The sequence below is a fragment of the Pseudomonas putida genome (assembly GCF_028682635.1).
In the GTDB taxonomy this organism is placed as follows: domain Bacteria; phylum Pseudomonadota; class Gammaproteobacteria; order Pseudomonadales; family Pseudomonadaceae; genus Aquipseudomonas; species Aquipseudomonas putida_AE.
In genome coordinates this window covers 256,964-276,159 of sequence record NZ_JANHLK010000004.1, presented here as the reverse complement: position 1 = coordinate 276,159, position 19,196 = coordinate 256,964, and the positions used below count along the sequence as shown (strand labels likewise).

The 19,196-nt window shown below is 59.4% G+C and carries 16 protein-coding genes and 2 tRNA genes; 17 read left to right on the top strand and 1 reads right to left on the bottom strand.

Translation table 11 applies throughout. The features are described from left to right. The first annotated feature begins 16 nt into the window (after positions 1–16). The 6 genes from dnaJ to NPS56_RS07280 all read left to right on the top strand — a co-directional run bounded on the left by dnaJ (position 17) and on the right by NPS56_RS07280 (position 7,603). Positions 17–1,141: a molecular chaperone DnaJ gene (gene dnaJ, locus NPS56_RS07305; RefSeq protein WP_274074075.1), complete on the top strand. Its 1,125-nt coding sequence runs from the start codon at positions 17–19 to the stop codon at positions 1,139–1,141. Positions 1,142–1,151: 10 nt separating this feature from the next. Beyond that, positions 1,152–1,955: a 4-hydroxy-tetrahydrodipicolinate reductase gene (gene dapB, locus NPS56_RS07300; RefSeq protein ID WP_274074074.1), complete on the top strand. Its 804-nt coding sequence runs from the start codon at positions 1,152–1,154 to the stop codon at positions 1,953–1,955. Positions 1,956–2,214: 259 nt separating this feature from the next. Continuing rightward, complete coding sequence (gene carA / locus NPS56_RS07295) at positions 2,215–3,351, top strand: glutamine-hydrolyzing carbamoyl-phosphate synthase small subunit (protein ID WP_046820625.1); 1,137 nt, start codon at positions 2,215–2,217, stop codon at positions 3,349–3,351. 118 nt (positions 3,352–3,469) lie between these two features. Next, a complete protein-coding gene (gene carB, locus NPS56_RS07290; RefSeq protein WP_274074073.1) occupies positions 3,470–6,691 on the top strand; it encodes a carbamoyl-phosphate synthase large subunit in 3,222 nt (1,073 codons plus the stop codon). A gap of 2 nt (positions 6,692–6,693) precedes the next feature. After that, positions 6,694–7,170 (top strand): transcription elongation factor GreA, encoded by a 477-nt coding sequence (gene greA / locus NPS56_RS07285; protein ID WP_274074139.1) that lies wholly within the window; start codon positions 6,694–6,696, stop codon positions 7,168–7,170. Positions 7,171–7,198: 28 nt separating this feature from the next. Next, positions 7,199–7,603 (top strand): MFS transporter, encoded by a 405-nt coding sequence (locus NPS56_RS07280; protein ID WP_274074072.1) that lies wholly within the window; start codon positions 7,199–7,201, stop codon positions 7,601–7,603. A 9-nt stretch (positions 7,604–7,612) separates the two neighbouring features. Here NPS56_RS07280 and NPS56_RS07275 read toward each other — a convergent pair whose 3' ends face one another. After that, on the bottom strand, positions 7,613–7,921 hold the full coding sequence (locus tag NPS56_RS07275; protein ID WP_007942889.1) for a YhbY family RNA-binding protein: 309 nt from the start codon (positions 7,919–7,921) through the stop codon (positions 7,613–7,615). A 101-nt stretch (positions 7,922–8,022) separates the two neighbouring features. Here NPS56_RS07275 and rlmE point away from each other — a divergent pair, with 101 nt between their 5' ends. From rlmE to infB, 11 genes are all read left to right on the top strand, one after another. Next, on the top strand, positions 8,023–8,652 hold the full coding sequence (gene rlmE, locus NPS56_RS07270; protein WP_274074071.1) for a 23S rRNA (uridine(2552)-2'-O)-methyltransferase RlmE: 630 nt from the start codon (positions 8,023–8,025) through the stop codon (positions 8,650–8,652). 201 nt (positions 8,653–8,853) lie between these two features. After that, entirely contained in the window at positions 8,854–10,764 is a 1,911-nt protein-coding gene (gene ftsH, locus NPS56_RS07265; protein ID WP_020796530.1) for an ATP-dependent zinc metalloprotease FtsH, read from the top strand. An 8-nt stretch (positions 10,765–10,772) separates the two neighbouring features. Then, the gene (gene folP / locus NPS56_RS07260; RefSeq protein WP_274074070.1) at positions 10,773–11,624 is read left to right on the top strand and encodes a dihydropteroate synthase; all 852 of its coding nucleotides are present in this window, start codon (positions 10,773–10,775) and stop codon (positions 11,622–11,624) included. A gap of 16 nt (positions 11,625–11,640) precedes the next feature. Beyond that, positions 11,641–12,978 (top strand): phosphoglucosamine mutase, encoded by a 1,338-nt coding sequence (gene glmM, locus NPS56_RS07255; RefSeq protein ID WP_274074069.1) that lies wholly within the window; start codon positions 11,641–11,643, stop codon positions 12,976–12,978. Between the two features lie 66 nt (positions 12,979–13,044). Continuing rightward, positions 13,045–13,800, top strand: coding sequence for a triose-phosphate isomerase (gene tpiA, locus NPS56_RS07250; RefSeq protein ID WP_274074068.1), 756 nt, complete (start codon positions 13,045–13,047; stop codon positions 13,798–13,800). Positions 13,801–13,804: 4 nt separating this feature from the next. After that, positions 13,805–14,188, top strand: a complete 384-nt coding sequence (gene secG, locus NPS56_RS07245; protein ID WP_017336473.1) for a preprotein translocase subunit SecG — start codon at positions 13,805–13,807, stop codon at positions 14,186–14,188. Between the two features lie 22 nt (positions 14,189–14,210). Then, positions 14,211–14,296, top strand: a tRNA-Leu gene (locus NPS56_RS07240). Positions 14,297–14,393: 97 nt separating this feature from the next. After that, positions 14,394–14,470 (top strand) — tRNA-Met (locus tag NPS56_RS07235). Between the two features lie 138 nt (positions 14,471–14,608). Then, positions 14,609–15,067: a ribosome maturation factor RimP gene (rimP, locus tag NPS56_RS07230; protein ID WP_007915250.1), complete on the top strand. Its 459-nt coding sequence runs from the start codon at positions 14,609–14,611 to the stop codon at positions 15,065–15,067. A 59-nt stretch (positions 15,068–15,126) separates the two neighbouring features. Further along, on the top strand, positions 15,127–16,608 hold the full coding sequence (gene nusA / locus NPS56_RS07225; protein ID WP_274074067.1) for a transcription termination factor NusA: 1,482 nt from the start codon (positions 15,127–15,129) through the stop codon (positions 16,606–16,608). A 27-nt stretch (positions 16,609–16,635) separates the two neighbouring features. Then, positions 16,636–19,161, top strand: a complete 2,526-nt coding sequence (infB, locus tag NPS56_RS07220; protein ID WP_274074066.1) for a translation initiation factor IF-2 — start codon at positions 16,636–16,638, stop codon at positions 19,159–19,161. The last annotated feature ends 35 nt before the right edge of the window (positions 19,162–19,196 follow it).

Genomic DNA, 19,196 nt, shown 5'->3' with positions numbered 1-19,196 from the left:
AAGAGTGCAGAGACTTATGGCAAAGCGTGACTATTACGAGATATTGGGTGTTGAACGAGGCTCAAGCGAGGCGGACCTGAAAAAGGCTTACCGTCGCCTGGCGATGAAACACCACCCGGACCGTAATCCTGATGACAAGGCATCGGAAGAGATGTTCAAGGAGGCCAACGAGGCCTACGAAGTGCTGTCCGACTCCAGCAAGCGTGCGGCGTACGACCAGTACGGCCATGCCGGTGTAGACCCGAGCATGGGTGGCGGCGGTGCCGGTTTCGGCGGTCAGAACTTCTCCGACATCTTCGGCGATGTCTTCAGCGACTTCTTCGGTGGCGGTCGCGGTGGTTCCCGTGGCGGTGCCCAGCGTGGCAGTGACTTGCGCTACACCCTGGAGCTGGACCTGGAAGAGGCGGTGCGCGGTACGACCGTGAATATCCGCGTTCCGACACTGGTCAACTGCAAGCCGTGCGACGGCTCGGGTGCCAAGAAAGGTTCTTCGCCGGTGACCTGCCCGACTTGCGGCGGTATCGGCCAGGTACGCATGCAGCAAGGCTTCTTCTCGGTGCAGCAAACCTGCCCGCGTTGCCATGGCCAGGGCAAGATCATCTCCGACCCGTGCGACTCCTGTCACGGCGAAGGTCGTGTCGAAGAGTACAAGACCCTGTCGGTGAAAGTGCCGGCCGGTGTCGATACCGGTGACCGCATTCGCCTGTCGGGCGAAGGCGAGGCGGGCGCCATGGGCGGGCCGACCGGCGATCTGTACGTGGTGATCAACGTGCGCGAGCACTCGATCTTCCAGCGTGACGGCAAGCACCTGTTCTGTGAAGTGCCCATCAGCTTCGTCGATGCGGCGCTGGGTGGCGAGCTGGAGATTCCGACCCTCGATGGTCGGGTCAAGCTGAAAATCCCTGAAGGGACCCAGACCGGCAAGCAGTTCCGCGTGCGTGGCAAGGGCGTTGCGCCGGTGCGTGGCGGCGGTGCGGGTGACTTGATGTGCCGTGTGGCGGTCGAGACGCCGGTCAACCTGAGCCGTCGTCAGCGTGAAATGCTCGAAGAGTTCCGCAACTCCCTGGCGGACGACAACAGTCATTCACCGAAAACCACAGGCTGGTTCGAAGGCGTGAAACGCTTCTTCGGCGATTTGTAAGGAGACAGGCATGCGACGTATAGCTGTGATGGGCGCCGCCGGGCGCATGGGCAAAACCCTGATCGAAGCCGTGCAGCAGGCACCGGGTGCCGGCCTGACGGCGGCAGTGGATCGTCCTGACAGCACGCTGGTCGGCGCGGACGCTGGCGAGCTGGCTGCCATCGGTCGCATCGGCGTGCCGCTGTCGGGTGATCTGGATCGTGTGGTCGATGAGTTCGACGTGCTGATCGACTTCACCCACCCGACGGTGACCCTGAAGAACCTCGCCTTCTGCCGTAAGCACAACAAGGCGATGATCATCGGCACGACCGGCTTCAGCGTTGAAGAGAAGCAGTTGCTGGCGGAGGCGGGCAAGGAAATCCCGATCGTCTTCGCGGCCAACTTCAGTGTCGGTGTAAACCTGTGCCTGAAGCTGCTCGACACCGCCGCTCGGGTGCTGGGTGACGATGTCGATATCGAGATCACCGAAGCCCACCATCGGCATAAAGTCGATGCGCCATCCGGTACGGCCGTGCGCATGGGTGAGGTGATTGCCGATGCCCTGGGTCGCGACCTGAAGAAAGTCGCGGTTTACGGTCGTGAAGGCCAGACCGGTGCTCGCGAGCGCGAGACGATCGGTTTTGCCACTGTTCGTGCTGGCGACATCGTCGGTGATCACACCGTGCTGTTCGCCGCCGATGGCGAGCGTGTCGAGATCACCCACAAGGCCTCCAGCCGCATGACCTTCGCCAAGGGTGCGGTCCGTGCCGCTTTGTGGCTGGATGGGCGCGAGCCTGGTCTTTATGACATGCAAGACGTGCTCGACCTGCGTTAAGATGCACCCGAAATCGGGCTCGCGCACAGCGTTCGAGCCCGGTTTTATCCCGCCAAGCGACGTCCTGTCGCATTCTCCAGCCTTTAAGGCTCATTGGCGGTAGACCAAAAAGGCCTTTTTCTGTAAGCTACAGCTTTAGTGTGTCCACTAAAAGCGCGCAGAATAATTCAGTGAAGAAGCGGGGTGACGTGTCCATACGTCACTCCGCTTTTTTACAACCTGCGATCGCCCTTTCAGGCTTTATTTACGGGAGGTCTTCTTGACTAAGCCAGCCATACTCGCCCTTGCTGATGGCAGCATTTTTCGCGGCGAAGCCATTGGAGCCGACGGTCAAACCGTTGGTGAGGTGGTGTTCAACACCGCAATGACCGGCTATCAGGAAATCCTTACCGATCCTTCCTACGCCCAACAAATCGTTACCCTGACTTACCCGCACATCGGCAACACCGGCACCACGCCGGAAGACGCCGAGTCCAACCGCGTCTGGTCGGCTGGCCTGGTCATCCGTGACCTGCCACTGGTGGCGAGCAACTGGCGTAACACCATGTCCCTGTCCGACTACCTGAAGGCCAACAACGTTGTGGCCATCGCCGGTATCGACACCCGCCGCCTGACGCGCATCCTGCGTGAAAAAGGCGCGCAGAACGGCTGCATCATGGCCGGTGACAACATTTCCGAAGAAGCCGCCATCGCCGCTGCCCAGGGTTTCCCTGGCCTCAAGGGCATGGACCTGGCAAAGGTCGTCAGCACCACCGAGAAGTACGAGTGGCGCTCGACTGTCTGGGATCTGAAAACCGACAGCCACGCGACCATCGAAGCCTCCGAGCTGCCGTACCACGTGGTGGCCTACGACTACGGCGTCAAGGTGAACATCCTGCGCATGCTGGTCGAGCGCGGCTGCCGTGTGACCGTGGTGCCTGCCCAGACGCCTGCCGCCGATGTACTGGCCCTGAAGCCGGACGGCGTGTTCCTGTCCAACGGCCCTGGTGATCCGGAGCCTTGCGACTACGCGATCCAGGCGATCAAGGACGTGCTGGAAACCGAGATCCCGGTATTCGGCATCTGCCTCGGTCACCAGCTGCTGGCCCTGGCCTCCGGCGCCAAGACCCTGAAAATGGGCCACGGCCACCACGGTGCCAACCACCCGGTCCAGGACCTGGACACGGGTGTTGTGATGATCACCAGCCAGAACCACGGTTTCGCGGTAGACGAAGCGACCCTGCCGGCCAACGTTCGTGCGATCCACAAATCGCTGTTCGACGGCACCCTGCAAGGGATCGAGCGTACCGACAAGAGCGCCTTCAGCTTCCAGGGTCACCCGGAAGCCAGCCCTGGCCCGAACGACGTAGCACCCCTGTTCGATCGCTTCATCAACGAGATGGCCAAGCGACGCTGATCGCTCGCCCTGATGTTGCAAAGCCTGAGGGCGGCCCCGACACCGGTGGCCCCCTCGGGTCTTCACAGATTGAACAAGACGGCTTGCCGACTGACCTGCGGATTTGAGTGACAAACCCATGCCAAAACGTACAGACATTAAAAGCATCCTGATTCTCGGCGCTGGCCCGATCGTGATCGGCCAGGCCTGCGAATTCGACTACTCCGGCGCCCAGGCCTGCAAAGCCCTGCGCGAGGAGGGCTACCGCGTCATCCTGGTGAACTCCAACCCGGCCACCATCATGACCGACCCGGCCATGGCCGACGCAACCTACATCGAGCCGATCAAGTGGCAGACCGTTGCCAAGATCATCGAAAAAGAGCGTCCGGACGCGCTGCTGCCGACCATGGGCGGCCAGACTGCTCTGAACTGCGCCCTGGACCTGGAGCGCGAAGGCGTTCTGGAGAAGTTCGGCGTAGAGATGATCGGTGCCAACGCCGACACCATCGACAAGGCTGAAGACCGTTCGCGTTTCGACAAGGCGATGAAGTCCATCGGCCTGGCGTGCCCGCGTTCCGGTATCGCCCACAGCATGGAAGAGGCCAATGCGGTCCTCGAGAAGCTTGGCTTCCCGTGCATCATCCGTCCGTCCTTCACCATGGGCGGCACCGGTGGCGGTATCGCTTACAACCGTGAAGAGTTCGAAGAAATCTGCGCCCGCGGCCTGGACCTGTCGCCGACCAAAGAGCTGCTGATCGACGAATCGCTGATCGGCTGGAAAGAATACGAGATGGAGGTTGTCCGCGATAAGAAGGACAACTGCATCATCGTCTGCTCCATCGAAAACTTCGACCCGATGGGCGTGCACACCGGTGACTCGATCACCGTGGCACCGGCACAGACCCTGACCGACAAGGAATACCAGATCCTGCGTAACGCCTCCCTGGCGGTACTGCGTGAGATCGGCGTGGAAACCGGCGGTTCCAACGTTCAGTTCGGCATCTGCCCGAACACCGGCCGCATGGTCGTGATCGAGATGAACCCGCGTGTATCCCGCTCGTCGGCACTGGCTTCGAAAGCCACCGGCTTCCCGATTGCCAAGGTCGCGGCCAAACTGGCTGTGGGCTACACCCTGGACGAGCTGTCGAACGACATCACCGGCGGCAAGACCCCGGCGTCCTTCGAGCCGTCCATCGACTACGTCGTGACCAAGCTGCCACGTTTCGCCTTCGAGAAATTCGCCAAGGCTGACGCGCGCCTCACCACTCAGATGAAGTCGGTCGGTGAAGTCATGGCCATCGGCCGTACTTTCCAGGAATCCCTGCAGAAAGCCCTGCGCGGCCTGGAAGTAGGCGTTTGCGGCCTGGACGAGAAGGTTGACCTGAGCAACCCGGAAAGCATGAGCGTGCTCAAGCGCGAGCTGACCGTGCCGGGCGCCGAGCGTATCTGGTACGTGGCGGACGCCATGCGCGCCGGCATGAGTGTTGAAGACATCTTCGGCATGACCATGATCGATCCGTGGTTCCTGGTACAGATGGAAGACCTGATCAAGGACGAAGAGAAGGTCAAGACCCTGGGTCTGACCAGCATCGACCGCGACCTGATGTTCCGCCTCAAGCGCAAAGGCTTCTCCGACATGCGCCTGGCCAAGCTGCTGGGTGTGACCGAGAAGAGCCTGCGTGCTCACCGCCACAAGCTGGAAATCTTCCCGGTCTACAAGCGCGTCGACACCTGCGCCGCCGAGTTCGCCACCGATACCGCGTACCTGTATTCGACGTACGAAGAAGAGTGCGAAGCCGCGCCATCGGGCCGCGACAAGATCATGATCCTGGGCGGCGGTCCTAACCGTATCGGCCAGGGCATCGAGTTCGACTACTGCTGCGTACACGCGGCACTGGCCCTGCGCGATGACGGGTACGAGACCATCATGGTCAACTGCAACCCGGAAACCGTTTCCACCGACTACGACACCTCCGATCGCCTGTACTTCGAACCAGTGACCCTGGAAGACGTGCTGGAAATCGTCCGCGTCGAGAAGCCAAAAGGCGTAATCGTCCAGTACGGCGGCCAGACCCCGCTGAAACTGGCCCGTGCGCTGGAAGCCGCAGGCGTGCCGATCATCGGCACCAGCCCTGACGCCATCGACCGTGCCGAAGACCGCGAGCGCTTCCAGCAGATGGTTCAGCGCCTGAACCTGCGTCAGCCGCCAAACGCCACCGTGCGCAGCGAAGACGAAGCGATTCGTGCTGCTGCCAAGATCGGTTACCCGCTGGTGGTGCGTCCGTCCTACGTATTGGGCGGTCGTGCGATGGAAATCGTCTACGAAGAAGAAGAACTCAAGCGCTACCTGCGTGAAGCGGTTCAAGTGTCCAACGACAGCCCGGTGCTGCTGGACCACTTCCTCAACTGCGCCATCGAAATGGACGTGGATGCGGTCTGCGACGGCAAAGACGTCGTCATCGGCGCGATCATGCAGCACATCGAACAGGCCGGCGTTCACTCCGGTGACTCGGCATGCTCGCTGCCACCGTATTCGCTGCCGGCGCACATCCAGGACGAGATGCGTGAACAGGTCAAGAAAATGGCCCTGGAGCTGGGCGTGGTCGGCCTGATGAACGTTCAGTTGGCGCTGCAAGGCGAAGACATCTACGTCATCGAAGTCAACCCGCGTGCTTCGCGTACCGTGCCGTTCGTGTCCAAGTGCATCGGTGTTTCCCTGGCGATGATCGCCGCACGCGTGATGGCCGGTAAAACCCTGAAAGAGCTGGGTTTCACCAAGGAAATCATCCCGAACTTCTACAGTGTGAAAGAGGCGGTGTTCCCATTCGCCAAATTCCCTGGCGTTGACCCGATCCTCGGCCCGGAGATGAAGTCCACCGGTGAAGTGATGGGCGTGGGCGACACCTTCGGTGAAGCATTCGCCAAGGCCCAGATGGGCGCCAGCGAAGTGCTGCCGACCGGCGGTACTGCGTTCATCAGCGTTCGTGATGACGACAAGCCACTGGTTGCGGGCGTGGCCCGTGATCTGATCAACTTGGGCTTCGAAGTGGTTGCCACTGCCGGTACCGCCAAGCTGATCGAAGCGGCAGGCCTGAAAGTGCGCCGCGTGAACAAGGTGACCGAAGGGCGTCCGCACGTAGTCGACATGATCAAGAATGACGAAGTCACCTTGATCATCAACACCACTGAAGGCCGTCAGTCGATCGCTGACTCCTATTCCATTCGTCGCAACGCGCTGCAGCACAAGATCTACTGCACCACGACCATTGCTGCTGGCGAAGCGATCTGCGAAGCGCTGAAGTTCGGTCCCGAGAAGACCGTACGCCGCTTGCAGGATCTACACGCAGGATTGAAGGCATGAGCATAACCAAGTACCCGATGACCGTTCAGGGCGCTCGCGCCCTGGAAGAAGAACACACTCACCTGACCAAGGTCGTTCGTCCGAAGCTCAGCCAGGACATCGGTACGGCCCGTGAGTTGGGTGACTTGAAGGAAAACGCCGAATACCACGCTGCTCGCGAGCAGCAGGGTATGGTCGAGGCGCGGATCCGTGACATCGAAGGCCGGATCCAGAATCAGGTCATCATCGATGTCACGACCATTCCTCACACCGGCAAAGTGATCTTCGGCACCACCGTTGAAATCGCCAACGTCGAGACGGATGAGCGCGTCACCTACCACATCGTGGGAGAGGACGAGGCAGACTTCAAACTCGGCAAGATTTCGGTGGGCGCACCCCTGGCCCGTGCTTTGATCGGCAAGGAAGAGGGTGATGTGGTTGCAGTAAAAACGCCAAGCGGCGTTATCGAGTACGAGATTGTCGAAGTCCGTCACATCTGAAGCCAGGCGCCCGCTGCATGCGGGCGCCATGCTCTGGCAGCTGGCCCAGATGTTGTGGGTCGGCGGCCTGTGGCTGGTACATCTCGGCTTGCAGCCGGTGTTGGGCCGAATTGGCCTGGCACCGTTGCTGATCGATGAGATCGCCGGCTTGTTCGAAACCATGGTGGTGATGTTTGCCGCCGTGTGCGTGATCTTTCAGGCTTTGGTGCTGGTACAGGCCAATGGCCTTGCCAGTCTATGGCGGGATTTTCGTGGGCAGGTGTTGCTGATCGCGTTGTGCGCGTGTGCGATGTTTGTCGCGGTGCTTGTCGGCTGGCCTGATGCGCAGCGCTGGCAGGTGTTCAGCTATATGGTTCTGGGGTTCTCGGGACTGGTGCTGATCATGCAGCCGGTACCCGGATGGAGTGGCAGGGTGCGCGAAGCACACCCTTGACCCTTGTCATCACTTGAAGCGATGGACGTTCGACAGCTGCTTGTTGACGCTGAAGTTCTTGCGGTAAATCAGTGCCATCTTGCCGATGACCTGTACCAGATCCGCTTTGCCAACCTTGCACAGCTCGGCAATGGATGCCAGGCGCGATTCGCGATCGAGGATGTTGAGCTTGATCTTGATCAGCTCGTGATCCGCCAATGCGCGTTCGAGTTCGGCTAACACACCTTCAGTCAAACCGTTGTCAGCCACAATCAAAACTGGTTTCAGATGGTGGCCAATGGATTTGTACTGTTTCTTCTGCTCTTGAGTGAGCGGCATAATCTGACCCTTTCGTCTGGATTCTGTAAAATGGCGGCCATTTTACCCGAGGGTTCGTGGATCCGCCCAACTAATCACGACCCTTATCATCGAGGTGCCCGATGGCGCGTTCCAAGACAAGCCTTGAGTGGCTGAAAAGACATGTCAATGACCCCTATGTGAAGCAGGCGCAGAAGGACGGGTACCGCTCGCGTGCGAGTTACAAGCTTCTGGAGATCCAGGAGAAGTACAAGCTGATCCGTCCGGGCATGAGCGTTGTCGACCTGGGTGCGGCGCCCGGTGGCTGGTCGCAGGTGACCAGCCGGCTGATCGGTGGCCAGGGTCGTCTGATCGCCTCGGACATCCTGGAAATGGACGGCATTCCGGACGTGACTTTCATCCAGGGTGACTTCACCCAGGACGAAGTGCTCGCCCGGATCCTTGAGGCCGTCGGTAATTCGCAGGTGGACCTTGTGATTTCCGATATGGCCCCCAATATGAGTGGTACGCCTGAAGTGGACATGCCCAAAGCCATGTTCCTGTGCGAGCTGGCACTTGATTTGGCTGAGCGGATACTCAAACCTGGTGGTAATTTCGTGATCAAGATCTTTCAGGGCGAAGGTTTCGATGTCTACCTGAAGGACGCTCGCAAGAAATTCGACAAGATCCAGATGCTCAAGCCGGACTCTTCGCGTGGCAGCTCTCGCGAGCAATACATGCTGGCTTGGGGCTATCGCGGTCGCAGTGAGTAAAACGAGGTTTTTTGGCGGGGTGATAGGTTTTTCGTATTTCGCCTCGCGTGCATAAGCGAATATTGTGTAGAAAGTGTTTCACAAAGGGTTACAGACGGCGCCTGCCAGAGTTGTAGGTAATGTAGTAAGTTAGGCCGGTGAATATCATGCGAAGCGCGCGCCAACGCGGCGCTTGCTTCAGAGGGTAGTTAATTGAACGATATGGCAAAGAATCTGATCCTGTGGTTGATCATCGCGGCTGTCCTGGTGACGGTGATGAACAACTTCTCCAGCCCTAACGAGCCGCAGACCCTCAACTATTCCGACTTCATCCAGCAGGTCAAGGATGGCAAGGTCGAGCGCGTGGCGGTTGATGGCTACGTGATTACCGGCAAGCGCAACGATGGCGACAGCTTCAAGACCATTCGTCCGGCAATCCAGGACAACGGCCTGATCGGCGACCTGGTGGATAACCACGTCGTGGTCGAAGGCAAGCAGCCTGAGCAGCAAAGCATCTGGACTCAACTCCTGGTGGCGAGCTTCCCGATCCTGGTGATCATCGCGGTGTTCATGTTCTTCATGCGCCAGATGCAGGGCGGTGCCGGTGGCAAGGGCGGGCCGATGAGCTTCGGCAAGAGCAAGGCGCGCCTGCTCTCCGAAGACCAGGTGAAAACCACCCTGGCAGACGTTGCAGGTTGCGACGAAGCCAAGGAAGAAGTCGGCGAGTTGGTCGAGTTCCTGCGTGATCCGGGCAAGTTCCAGCGCCTGGGTGGCCGCATTCCTCGCGGCGTGCTGATGGTCGGTCCTCCGGGTACCGGTAAAACCTTGCTGGCCAAGGCGATTGCCGGCGAAGCCAAGGTGCCTTTCTTTACCATTTCCGGTTCCGATTTCGTCGAAATGTTCGTCGGTGTCGGTGCCAGCCGTGTTCGCGATATGTTCGAACAGGCCAAGAAACACGCGCCATGCATCATCTTCATCGATGAAATCGACGCCGTCGGTCGCCATCGTGGTGCCGGCATGGGCGGTGGTCACGATGAGCGCGAGCAGACTCTCAACCAGTTGCTGGTGGAGATGGACGGCTTCGAAATGAACGACGGCATCATCGTGATTGCCGCGACCAACCGTCCCGACGTACTGGACCCTGCGTTGCTGCGTCCAGGCCGTTTCGACCGTCAGGTCGTGGTCGGTCTGCCGGATATCCGTGGCCGCGAACAGATTCTCAAGGTCCACATGCGCAAAGTGCCAATGGGTGACGACGTCGCTCCGGCCGTGATCGCTCGTGGTACCCCTGGCTTCTCCGGTGCCGACCTGGCCAACCTGGTCAACGAGGCGTCGCTGTTCGCTGCCCGTGCCGGCAAGCGCATCGTCGAGATGAAAGAGTTCGAACTGGCCAAAGACAAGATCATGATGGGCGCCGAGCGCAAATCCATGGTCATGTCCGAGAAAGAAAAGCAGAACACCGCTTATCACGAAGCCGGCCATGCCATTGTCGGTCGCGTCGTGCCTGAGCATGATCCGGTGTACAAGGTCTCGATCATCCCGCGCGGTCGTGCGCTGGGTGTAACCATGTTCCTGCCGGAAGAAGATCGCTACAGCCTGTCCAAGCGCGCACTGATCAGCCAGATCTGCTCGCTCTACGGTGGCCGTATCGCTGAAGAGATGACCCTGGGCTTCGATGGCGTCACCACCGGTGCATCGAACGACATCATGCGTGCCAGCCAGATTGCGCGGAACATGGTGACCAAGTGGGGCCTTTCCGAGAAGCTTGGTCCGCTGATGTACGCCGAAGAAGAGGGCGAAGTGTTCCTCGGTCGCGGCGGCGGTGGCCAGAGTGCAAGTTTCTCCGGTGAGACAGCCAAGCTGATCGACTCCGAAGTGCGCAGCATCATCGACCAGTGCTACGGCACGGCCAAGCAGATTCTCACGGACAACCGTGACAAACTCGACGCCATGGCCGATGCCCTGATGAAGTATGAAACCATCGATGCCGAGCAGATCGACGACATCATGGCTGGGCGCACCCCTCGCGAACCTCGCGACTGGTCGGGCGGTACCGGTACATCCGGCACTCCTCCGGCGGTGCAGGGCGAACGTCCGGAAACACCTATCGGCGGTCCCGCTGCTGACGTTTAAGGTTTGAAATGACTTTTGTTCAGTCCTCGACCCGGTTGCCTTGCGGCAACCGGGTTCTTGATTTGGCCCAGACGCATGTCATGGGCATTCTCAATGTCACTCCCGATTCTTTCTCCGATGGTGGCAAATTCAGCCAGCTCGATGCGGCGTTGCGCCATGCCGAAGCCATGGTCGCGGCTGGCGCCACATTGATCGATGTCGGCGGCGAGTCCACTCGTCCGGGCGCCAGGGCGGTTTCTCCGCTCGAAGAGCTGGAGCGCGTGGCGCCGATCGTCGAGCGGATCCACCGTGAGCTGGATGTGATCATCTCGGTTGATACCTCCACACCCGCGGTCATGCGCGAAACAGCGCGACTCGGTGCCGGCTTGATCAATGACGTGCGTTCGTTGCGCCGCGAAGGAGCGCTGGATGCGGCGGCGGCTACCGGCTTGCCCGTGTGCCTGATGCACATGCTCGGGGAGCCGGGTGACATGCAGGACAACCCGCACTACCAGGACGTCACCCAAGAGGTGGGCCAGTTTCTTGCCGAGCGCATGGCTCAATGCGCAGCGGTGGGCATTCCGGCTGAGCGGATCATTCTCGATCCGGGTTTTGGCTTCGCAAAAAACCTGCAGCACAATCTAAGCTTGTTCAAGCACATGGAAGCCTTGCATGCCTTGGGGCGCCCGCTGTTGGTTGGGGTGTCGCGCAAGAGCATGATCGGTCAGGCGTTGAATCGTCCCGTCGGGGAGCGCCTGTACGGCGGTCTTGCCCTCGCGGCGCTGGCATCGCACAAAGGTGCGCGTATATTGCGTGTCCATGACGTAGCTGAAACAGTTGATGTGGTGAAAATGATCACCGCCGTGGAATCAGCCGAATAAGAAAGATGGAGTAATTATGACTAAGAAATATTTTGGCACCGACGGTATTCGTGGTCGGGTCGGCGTTTATCCGATCACTCCTGACTTCATGCTCAAGCTGGGCTGGGCTGCCGGCATGGCGTTCCGCAAGATGGGCGCGTGCAAGGTGCTGGTAGGCAAGGACACGCGGATTTCCGGGTATATGTTCGAATCGGCACTCGAGGCCGGGTTGACGTCGGCGGGTGCCGACGTGATGCTCCTGGGCCCGATGCCGACGCCGGCCATCGCGTACCTGACGCGTACCTTCCATGCTGAAGCCGGCATCGTGATCAGTGCGTCGCACAATCCCCACGACGACAATGGCATCAAGTTTTTCTCCGGGAAGGGCACCAAGCTTCCCGATGAAATCGAGCACATGATCGAAGAGCTGCTCGATACCCCGATGACCGTGGTTGAGTCGAGCAAGATCGGCAAGGTCTCGCGAATCAACGACGCCTCCGGTCGCTACATCGAATTCTGCAAGAGCAGCGTGCCGACCGGCACCAGCTTTGCCGGCCTGAAGGTCGTCATCGACTGCGCCCACGGTGCCACGTACAAGGTCGCGCCGAGCGTATTCCGCGAGCTGGGTGCCGAGGTCGTGGTCCTGTCCGCGCACCCCAATGGCCTGAACATCAACGACAACTGCGGTTCGACCCACATGGGCCAGCTGCAGGCTGCCGTGCTGGCCGAGCATGCCGACCTGGGTATCGCGTTCGACGGTGACGGCGATCGCGTGCTGATGGTCGATCACACCGGTGCCATCGTCGACGGCGACGAACTGCTGTACATCATCGCTCGCGATCTGCATGAGCAGAACAAGCTGCAAGGCGGTGTGGTCGGTACATTGATGAGTAACCTGGGGCTGGAGCTCGCCCTGGCGGACCTGGCGATTCCCTTCGTGCGCGCCAACGTCGGTGACCGTTATGTGATCGCTGATCTGCTGGAACGCAACTGGCTGGTGGGTGGCGAGAACTCGGGGCATATCGTGTGCTTCCATCACACCACCACCGGTGACGCAATCATTGCCGCGCTGCAGGTGCTGATGGCATTGAAGACTCGCTCCCAGGGCCTGGCAGAGGCACGCCAGGCATTGCGCAAGTGTCCTCAGGTGTTGATCAACGTGCGTTTCGGTGGCGGTGCAAACCCGCTCGAGCATGCGTCGGTCAAGGAGGCCAGCGAGCGTGTTACCCAGGCCATGGCGGGTCGCGGGCGGGTTCTGTTGCGCAAGTCCGGGACAGAGCCGCTGGTACGTGTAATGGTCGAAGGCGAAGACGAAACCCTGGTTCGCGGCTACGCCGAAGAGCTGGCAAAACTGGTTACTGAAGTTTCTGCCTGAATTCGGCTTGCCAGCCTCGATTGTGTTGGGTAACATCTGCGCCCACTTTGACCGACGAGGTACAGCATGCGTCGCCCTATGGTAGCTGGTAACTGGAAGATGCACGGTACCCGCGCCAGCGTCGCTGAGCTGATCGACGGCCTATGTGACTTGGCCTTGCCGAGCGGTGTTGAGGTAGCGGTATTCCCGCCTTTGTTGCATATCAGCCAAGTGGTTGATGGCTTGAAAGGAAAGTCGGTTTCGATCGGCGCGCAGAATTCTGCGGTGGAATCCGGACAAGGTGCACTGACCGGTGAGGTCTCGCCAAGTCAGTTGGTGGATGCAGGTTGTTCCCTGGTACTTGTCGGGCACTCCGAACGCCGCCAGATAATGGGCGAGCAGGACGAAGTGCTGATTCGCAAGTTTGCAGCGGCACAGGCAAGCGGTCTGGTTCCGGTGTTGTGCATAGGGGAAACCCTGGAGCAGCGTGAAGCCGGCAAGACCCTTGAAGTTGTCTCGCAGCAACTGGGCAGCATCATCGACGAGCTGGGTGTCGGTGTGTTTGCCAAGGCAGTAATCGCTTACGAGCCGGTCTGGGCCATTGGCACCGGGCTGACTGCTTCGCCGCAACAGGCGCAGGATGTGCACGCAGCCATTCGCGCACAGTTGGCGGCAGAGAATTCTGAAATCGCACAAGGTGTGCGGCTTCTATACGGCGGCAGCGTGAAGGCGGCCAATGCGGTCGAACTGTTCGGCATGCCGGATATCGATGGGGGCCTCATTGGTGGGGCTTCCCTGAATGCAGATGAGTTCGGTGCGATTTGTCGCGCCGCGGGAAACTGAAAAAATGCTGGAAACAGTCGTAGTCGTTTTTCATCTGCTGGGTGCATTGGGCGTAGTAGCTCTGGTTTTGCTGCAGCAGGGTAAAGGTGCGGACGCTGGCGCGTCTTTCGGAGCAGGTGCTTCAAATACTGTGTTCGGAAGCCAAGGTTCCTCTACCTTTCTTAGTAAGTTTACTGCTATACTTGCCGCAGGTTTCTTCATAACCAGCTTAGGGTTAGGTTACTTTGCTAAAGAGAAAGCTCACCAGCTGACTCAAGTAGGTTTGCCAAACCCGGCAGTGTTGGAAGTTCCAAAGCAACAACCGGCTTCTGATGATGTCCCGGTGCTTCAAGAGCAAAAGTCGGCTACTCCAGCGACTGACGTACCTCCAGCTCAAGAGCAGAAGTAAGAAGGGTTTCAAACGTAGTATTGCCGAGGTGGTGGAATTGGTAGACACGCAACCTTGAGGTGGTTGTGCCCATAGGGTGTAGGGGTTCGAGTCCCCTTCTCGGTACCAATTAGTCAGGAGAGCCCGCTGTTGCGGGCTTTCTTGCAGGTGGAAGGTTACATTGACCCTGTAGGGGATCGGTCGTATACTTCCGCCCCAGCTTTGTCGCGGGGTGGAGCAGTCTGGTAGCTCGTCGGGCTCATAACCCGAAGGTCGTCGGTTCAAATCCGGCCCCCGCAACCAGTTTAAGGAGCCCCTTTTAAGGGGCTTTTTGTTAGCTGGACACTTCCAGCGCCGCTGTTCGACGGCGTTTCAAGGATGGGCGTTTCGCCCATTTTTTTATTTTGCACAGCATGCACATACATGCACGAGGGGGTTCAGGTGTCGAGCAAGCTAGAAGAGTTGCAGGCCTTGCTGGCCCCGGTGGTCGTGGCCCTAGGCTATGAATGCTGGGGTATCGAGTTTTCGGCTCAGGGTCGTCACTCGATGTTGCGCGTTTATATCGATAAAGAGGGCGGTGTGCTGGTGGACGATTGTGCCATCGTCAGCCGTCAGATCAGCGGTGTACTGGATGTTGAAGATCCGATCTCCGTTGAATACACCCTCGAAGTTTCCTCGCCAGGCATGGAACGCCCGCTGTTCACTCTTGAGCAGTTTGCAAAATTTGCCGGTGAACAAGTGAAGATCAAGCTGCGCTCGCCTTTTGAAGGACGACGCAACTTTCAGGGCCTTCTGCGCGGTGTAGAAGAGCAGGACGTCGTGGTGCAGGTAGATGACCATGAGTTCCTGTTGCCGATCGATATGATCGACAAGGCCAACATTATTCCCAGTTTTGACTGAGGCGTGCCAGATACTGCGGATCCCGCGGATCCAATGGCTTGCGAAAGGCGAGGCGTACGATGAGCAAAGAAGTACTGCTGGTTGTTGAGTCGGTATCCAATGAAAAGGGTGTACCGGCAAGCGTAATTTTTGAAGCGCTGGAGCTGGCTCTGGCCACGGCTACCAAAAAGCGTTTTGAAGACGAAGTTGATCTGCGTGTGGAAATCAACCGCCACACCGGTGCTTACGAAACCTTCCGTCGCTGGACGGTCGTCGAAGAAGAAAACCTGGACGATCCGGCCATCGAAACCTGGCCGAGCAAGGTTGCTGAAACGCACCCTGGCGCCAAGGTCGGTGACGTTGTAGAAGAGAAGATCGAATCGATCGAGTTCGGCCGCATCGCTGCACAGACTGCCAAGCAAGTCATCGTGCAGAAGGTTCGCGAAGCCGAGCGCGCCCAGGTTGTTGACGCTTACCGCGAGCGCCTGGGTGAAATCATCTCCGGCACCGTGAAAAAAGTCACCCGCGACAACGTGATCGTCGACCTGGGTAACAACGCTGAAGCGTTGCTGGCCCGTGAAGACATCATTTCTCGCGAAACTTTCCGGGTTGGCGTGCGCTTGCGTGCGCTGCTCAAGGAAATCCGCACCGAGAACCGCGGCCCACAGTTGATCCTGTCGCGTACCGCGCCGGAAATGCTGATCGAGTTGTTCCGCATCGAAGTGCCGGAAATTGCCGAAGGCCTGATCGAAGTAATGGCTGCGTCCCGTGATCCGGGTTCGCGCGCCAAGATCGCCGTGCGCTCCAAGGACAAACGCATCGACCCGCAGGGCGCTTGCATCGGTATGCGCGGTTCGCGCGTCCAGGCAGTGTCGGGCGAGTTGGGCGGTGAGCGTGTGGACATCGTCCTGTGGGACGATAACCCGGCTCAGTTCGTGATCAACGCCATGTCCCCGGCCGAGGTTGCGGCAATTATCGTTGACGAAGATGCCCATGCAATGGACATCGCCGTCGGCGCAGACAATCTGGCTCAGGCCATCGGTCGTGGTGGTCAGAACGTGCGTCTGGCCAGCCAGTTGACTGGCTGGACCCTGAACGTGATGACCGAATCGGACATCCAGGCTAAACAGCAAGCAGAAACCGGCGACATCCTGCGCAACTTCATCGACGAGCTGGAAGTCGACGAAGAGCTGGCACAGGTGCTGGTCGATGAAGGCTTCACCAGCCTGGAAGAGATTGCCTACGTACCGTTGGAAGAAATGCTCAACATCGACGGCTTTGACGAAGAAATCGTCAACGAGCTTCGCGCTCGTGCCAAGGATCGTTTGTTGACCAAAGCCATCGCTACTGAGGAAAAGCTGGCAGACGCCCATCCGGCCGAAGACCTGCTCTCGCTTGAGGGTATGGACAAGGATTTGGCGATGGAACTGGCGGTGCGCGGCGTAATTACCCGCGAAGACCTGGCCGAGCAGTCTATTGACGACCTGCTCGACATCGACGGCATTGACGATGATCGTGCCGGCAAGTTGATCATGGCCGCCCGAGCCCACTGGTTCGAGTAATTAGGCGCGGCCTGAGGAGAGAAGTGCATGACGCAAGTCACGGTGAAACAACTGGCCGATGAGGTCAAAACACCGGTAGAGCGCCTGTTGCAGCAGATGCGTGAGGCAGGTCTGCCGCACACCGCCGCCGAAGAAAGTGTGACTGACAGTGAGAAGCAATCGTTGCTGACTCACTTGAAAAGCAGCCACAAGGCGAAAGTGGAAGAACCACGCAAGATTACGCTGCAGCGTAAAACCACCAGCACCCTGCGTGTTGCTGGCAGCAAAAGCATCAGCGTTGAAGTACGCAAGAAGAAAGTCTTCGTACAGCGCAGCCCGGAAGAAATCGAAGCCGAGCGCAAGCGTGAACTGGATGAACGTCGCGCAGTAGAAAATGCTGCACGTCAGAAGGCTGAAGAAGAAGCCAAGCGCCGCGCCGAAGAAGAAGCGCGTCGCCAGCCTGCTGCTGCGCCGACCGCTCCAGCCCAACCCGTTGCAGCGCCCGCTGCGGTGGCCGAGCCTGTGCGCGAAAGCGCACCGGTCGTGGCAGCCGCTCCGGCACCTGCAGCCGATGCCCGCAAGCGTGACGAACAGCGTCGTCCGGACAAACCACGTGCCGACGACAGCAATCGTCGCGGTAGTGGCGATGGCGAGCGCAAAAACGCTCCGCATCGTGCTTCGGTCAAGGAAAAGGCGCCAGCGCCACGTGTTGCCCCACGTACTACCGACGAAGAAAGCGATGGCTTCCGTCGTGGTGGTCGCGGCAAGGCCAAGCTGAAGAAACGCAACGCCCACGGTTTCCAGAGCCCAACCGGCCCTGTCGTGCGCGAAGTGAAGATCGGCGAAACCATCACTGTTGGCGATCTCGCCCAACAGATGTCGGTGAAGGCTGCTGAAATCATCAAGTTCATGTTCAAACTGGGTACCCCAGCGACCATCAACCAGGTACTGGACCAGGAAACTGCCCAGCTGGTTGCCGAAGAGCTGGGCCACAAAGTGACCCTGGTCAGCGACACCGCCCTGGAAGATTCCCTGGCCGAGTCCCTGAAGTTTGAAGGCGAGGCTGTTTCCCGTGCACCAGTCGTGACCGTAATGGGCCACGTTGACCACGGTAAGACTTCCCTGCTCGACTACATCCGTCGTGCCAAGGTAGCTGCTGGCGAAGCCGGTGGTATCACCCAGCACATCGGTGCGTACCACGTTGAAACCGACCGTGGCATGGTGACGTTCCTCGACACCCCTGGTCACGCCGCGTTTACCGCAATGCGTGCCCGTGGTGCCAAGGCGACCGACATCGTGATCCTGGTGGTTGCAGCGGACGACGGCGTGATGCCGCAAACCATCGAAGCTGTTCAGCACGCCAAGGCTGCTGGCGTTCCGCTGGTTGTCGCGGTGAACAAGATCGACAAGCCAGGTGCTGACCTCGATCGCATCCGTAGCGAACTGTCGGTACACGGCGTGACCTCGGAAGAGTGGGGTGGTGACACTCCATTCGTACCGGTTTCGGCGAAGATGGGTACTGGCGTCGACGAACTGCTCGAAGCCGTTCTGTTGCAAGCCGAAGTCCTGGAACTGACCGCTACCCCATCGGCTCCTGGCCGTGGTGTCGTGGTTGAGTCCCGCCTGGACAAGGGCCGTGGCCCGGTGGCTACCGTGCTGGTTCAAGACGGTACCCTGCGTCAAGGCGACATGGTCCTGGTCGGTTCGAACTACGGCCGTGTACGTGCCATGCTCGACGAGAACGGCAAGCCAATCAAGGAAGCCGGTCCGGCCATCCCTGTCGAGATCCTCGGCCTGGACGGTACCCCGGACGCTGGCGACGAGATGAGCGTGGTTGCCGACGAGAAGAAAGCCCGTGAAGTGGCTCTGTTCCGTCAAGGCAAGTTCCGCGAAGTCAAGCTGGCCCGTGCTCACGCCGGCAAGCTGGAAAACATCTTCGAAAACATGGGCCAGGAAGAGAAGAAGACGCTCAACATCGTCCTCAAATCCGACGTCCGTGGTTCGTTGGAAGCGTTGAACGGTGCCTTGAACGGCCTGGGTAACGACGAAGTGCAAGTGCGCGTGGTCGGTGGCGGTGTCGGTGGTATCACCGAATCCGACGCCAACCTGGCACTGGCCTCCAACGCTGTACTGTTCGGCTTCAACGTGCGTGCCGATGCTGGCGCGCGCAAGATCGTCGAGCAGGAAGGTCTGGATATGCGTTACTACAACGTGATCTACGACATCATCGAAGACGTCAAGAAAGCCCTGACCGGCATGCTCGGCAGCGATGTTCGCGAGAACATCCTGGGTATCGCCGAAGTGCGTGACGTGTTCCGTTCGCCGAAGTTTGGCGCGATCGCCGGTTGCATGGTGATCGAAGGTGTCGTTCACCGTAACCGTCCAATCCGTGTACTGCGTGAAGACATCGTTATCTTCGAAGGCGAGCTGGAATCCCTGCGCCGCTTCAAGGATGACGCGTCGGAAGTACGTGCCGGCATGGAATGCGGTATCGGCGTGAAGAGCTACAACGACGTCAAGGTCGGTGACAAGATCGAAGTCTTCGAGAAGGTTCAGGTTGCTCGCAGCCTCTAACTCGCGCACTTCAAGAGCCGTGATGGCCAGCCGCA

What these genes read in the sequence shown, in the direction of transcription:
- dnaJ (WP_274074075.1), top strand. Translation starts at nt 17, where the DNA reads ATGGCAAAGCGTGACTATTACGAGATATTGGGTGTTGAACGAGGCTCA.
- dapB (WP_274074074.1), top strand. Translation starts at nt 1,152, where the DNA reads ATGCGACGTATAGCTGTGATGGGCGCCGCCGGGCGCATGGGCAAAACC.
- carB (WP_274074073.1), top strand. Translation starts at nt 3,470, where the DNA reads ATGCCAAAACGTACAGACATTAAAAGCATCCTGATTCTCGGCGCTGGC.
- NPS56_RS07280 (WP_274074072.1), top strand. Translation starts at nt 7,199, where the DNA reads ATGCTCTGGCAGCTGGCCCAGATGTTGTGGGTCGGCGGCCTGTGGCTG.
- NPS56_RS07275 (WP_007942889.1), bottom strand. Translation starts at nt 7,921, where the DNA reads ATGCCGCTCACTCAAGAGCAGAAGAAACAGTACAAATCCATTGGCCAC.
- rlmE (WP_274074071.1), top strand. Translation starts at nt 8,023, where the DNA reads ATGGCGCGTTCCAAGACAAGCCTTGAGTGGCTGAAAAGACATGTCAAT.
- ftsH (WP_020796530.1), top strand. Translation starts at nt 8,854, where the DNA reads ATGGCAAAGAATCTGATCCTGTGGTTGATCATCGCGGCTGTCCTGGTG.
- folP (WP_274074070.1), top strand. Translation starts at nt 10,773, where the DNA reads ATGACTTTTGTTCAGTCCTCGACCCGGTTGCCTTGCGGCAACCGGGTT.
- glmM (WP_274074069.1), top strand. Translation starts at nt 11,641, where the DNA reads ATGACTAAGAAATATTTTGGCACCGACGGTATTCGTGGTCGGGTCGGC.
- tpiA (WP_274074068.1), top strand. Translation starts at nt 13,045, where the DNA reads ATGCGTCGCCCTATGGTAGCTGGTAACTGGAAGATGCACGGTACCCGC.
- secG (WP_017336473.1), top strand. Translation starts at nt 13,805, where the DNA reads ATGCTGGAAACAGTCGTAGTCGTTTTTCATCTGCTGGGTGCATTGGGC.
- nusA (WP_274074067.1), top strand. Translation starts at nt 15,127, where the DNA reads ATGAGCAAAGAAGTACTGCTGGTTGTTGAGTCGGTATCCAATGAAAAG.
- infB (WP_274074066.1), top strand. Translation starts at nt 16,636, where the DNA reads ATGACGCAAGTCACGGTGAAACAACTGGCCGATGAGGTCAAAACACCG.